The organism is Methylobacterium sp. WL18 (assembly GCF_008040015.1).
Lineage (GTDB): Bacteria > Pseudomonadota > Alphaproteobacteria > Rhizobiales > Beijerinckiaceae > Methylobacterium > Methylobacterium mesophilicum.
In genome coordinates this window covers 1-2,366 of the sequence record NZ_VRVD01000691.1, presented here as the reverse complement: position 1 = coordinate 2,366, position 2,366 = coordinate 1, and the positions used below count along the sequence as shown (strand labels likewise).

The window sequence follows — 2,366 nt, the reverse complement described above, 5'->3', positions numbered from 1 at the left end:
GATACACGAGCCTGATCGCCCGGGAGGCGAAGGCGGTGTCCAACGTGCGGCGGACCAATCGTCTGCACAACACCATGAACTATCTCCTGTATCGGACGATCGCCGAGACCGATCCCGAGCAGATCCGCCAGGCGGGCAAGCAGTTCGAGATCATCATCGGGCAGGCCGACAAGACGTTGTCCGATGTCGCCCAGCAGGTCCCGGCCTTCAACGACCTGATCCAGGCGCAGCGCGATCGCACCGTGCGGTTCGTGGCCGAGGCGTCGGAGGCGCGGCGCCTCGCCATCTCCGGCGCGGTCAGCGCCGCGCTGAAACATGCCCACGACAAGAGCGAGCCGATCTTCGTGACCCTCGGGATCGAGGGGACCAAGCTCGGCGATGCGATCGAAGACTACATGCGCAAGCGCTCCCGCGACCTCACCGCCGAGACCAACGCCACACGCTGGAACCTGATCGGCTTCGGCGCCCTGGGCATGCTGGTCGGCATCCTCTGCTCCCTGCTGGTCTCGACGATCGGCATCACGCGGCCCCTCAATCGCCTGGTCGCGGTGCTGCAGCGCATGGCGAAGGGGGAGATCGAGGCGGAGATCGTGGAAGCCCGCCGGGGGGACGAGATCGGGACGGTGGGACGGGCCGTGGAGGGTATCAAGGCCATGGTCGTGCAGAAGGCCGCCGCGGAGGCGGAACTCAAGCGAAAGGCGGACGACGCCGCGGCCGCGGAGCGGCGGCGCACGATGGTCGACCTGGCCGATCACTTCGAGGAAGCGGTCGGCGGGATCGTCGGACAGGTCTCGTCCTCGGCCACGGAGCTTCAGGCCACCGCGCAGACCATGACCGCCACCGCGACCCGGACCGCCGGCCAGACCACCCATGTGGCGTCCGCGGCCGAAGAGGCCGCCGCCAACGTCAACACCGTGGCGGCGGCGGCCGAGGAACTCGGCGTCTCGATTTCCGAGATCGGCCGGCAGGTCGAAGGGTCGGCCGATCTGGCCCAGCGCGCGGTGGGCGAGGCCGACCAGACCGGTGCGCTGATGCAGGACCTGAGCGGTGCCGTCGCGCGGATCGGCGACGTGGTCGGGCTGATCGCATCGATCGCCAGCCAGACCAACCTGCTGGCGCTCAACGCCACGATCGAGGCGGCCCGGGCCGGCGAAGCGGGACGCGGCTTCGCGGTGGTCGCCGCCGAGGTGAAGGAACTGGCCGAGCAGACCGCCAAGGCCACCGACGAGATCGCGGCGCAGATCGGCCGGGTCCAGGGAGCCACCGGCCAGGCGGCCTCGGCGATCGGCTCGATCACGGGTCTGATCCGGGAGATCAGCGGCGTCGCGACGAGCATCGCAGCCGCGGTCGAGGAGCAGGGCGCGGCGACCCAGGAAATCGTCCGCAACGTCGCCCGGGCCGCCACCGGCACCGGCGCGGTCACGCACAACATCGTCGAGGTGGCGAAGGCCTCGGAGGCGACCGGCTCGGCGGCCAACCTCGTGCTGGCCTCCGCCTCGGTGCTGTCCGGGCAATCCGAGCAGTTGAACGTCGAGGTGCGGGGCTTCCTCACCGCGGTTCGCGCTGGCTGAGACCCACGCCGCGTTGCAGACCGGCGCAAGCCGGCAACACTCCCCCGTCAACGCGGTTCTCGTCGGCGACCCGCGCTGACGAGGCGGTGGTTTTGTTCTAACGCTGAAGCTTCATCCCGAAAGGTGGTTGCCGGCTTTCGGGAAACGACGATGCACACCAGAATGCTAGGACCGTAACCAGGATATCGGTATCCTGGACGTGGCCCTGGGGTGTTCGCGGCCTTCGGGGCTGAATGGGGGCGGTCGTCGGTCCGGTCCGGCATTCGGGAGTGGGCGTGCGTATCCTAGCCATCGACACAGCGCTGGACCTGTGCGCCGCCTGCGTCGCCTCGGACGATGCCGACGCGCCGCTCTCGGCCGAGTCGCTCCCGATGCTGCGCGGCCACGCGGAAGCCCTGCTGCCGCTGATCGAGCGGGTGATCGCCCGGATCGAGGGCGGGTTCGAGGCGATCGACAGGATCGCCGTCACGGTCGGGCCCGGCAGCTACACCGGTTTGCGGGTCGGCCTCTCGGCGGCCCGGGCGATCGGGCTCGCCACCGGCAAGCCCGTGGTCGGCGTCGGCACCCTCTCGGCCCTGCTGGCACCGCTGCTGGCGGAGTCCGGCGAGGGCATGATCGCCGCCACGGTCGATGCCCGGCACGGTGCCGTCTACGTCCAGGCCCTCGGTCCGAACGACGGGCTCGCTCCGGTCCATCTGCCCGTGGAGGTCGCCGCGGAACGGCTGGGCGCCGGCCCCGTGGTGCTCACCGGCTCCGGGGCGCCCCTGGTGGCGGCCGCCCTGGCCGCCCGCGGCG

2 protein-coding genes are annotated in these 2,366 nt (G+C 70.7%); both read left to right on the top strand.

Annotated features, from left to right (window positions below; all coding sequences use genetic code 11):
• The coding region (locus tag FV228_RS27060) for a HAMP domain-containing methyl-accepting chemotaxis protein (protein ID WP_147857341.1) at positions 1-1,571 on the top strand (1,571 nt) is incomplete at its 5' end.
• A 275-nt stretch (positions 1,572-1,846) separates the two neighbouring features.
• Positions 1,847-2,366: tRNA (adenosine(37)-N6)-threonylcarbamoyltransferase complex dimerization subunit type 1 TsaB (gene tsaB, locus FV228_RS27055; RefSeq protein WP_147857340.1), on the top strand; the 520-nt coding region annotated here is incomplete at its 3' end.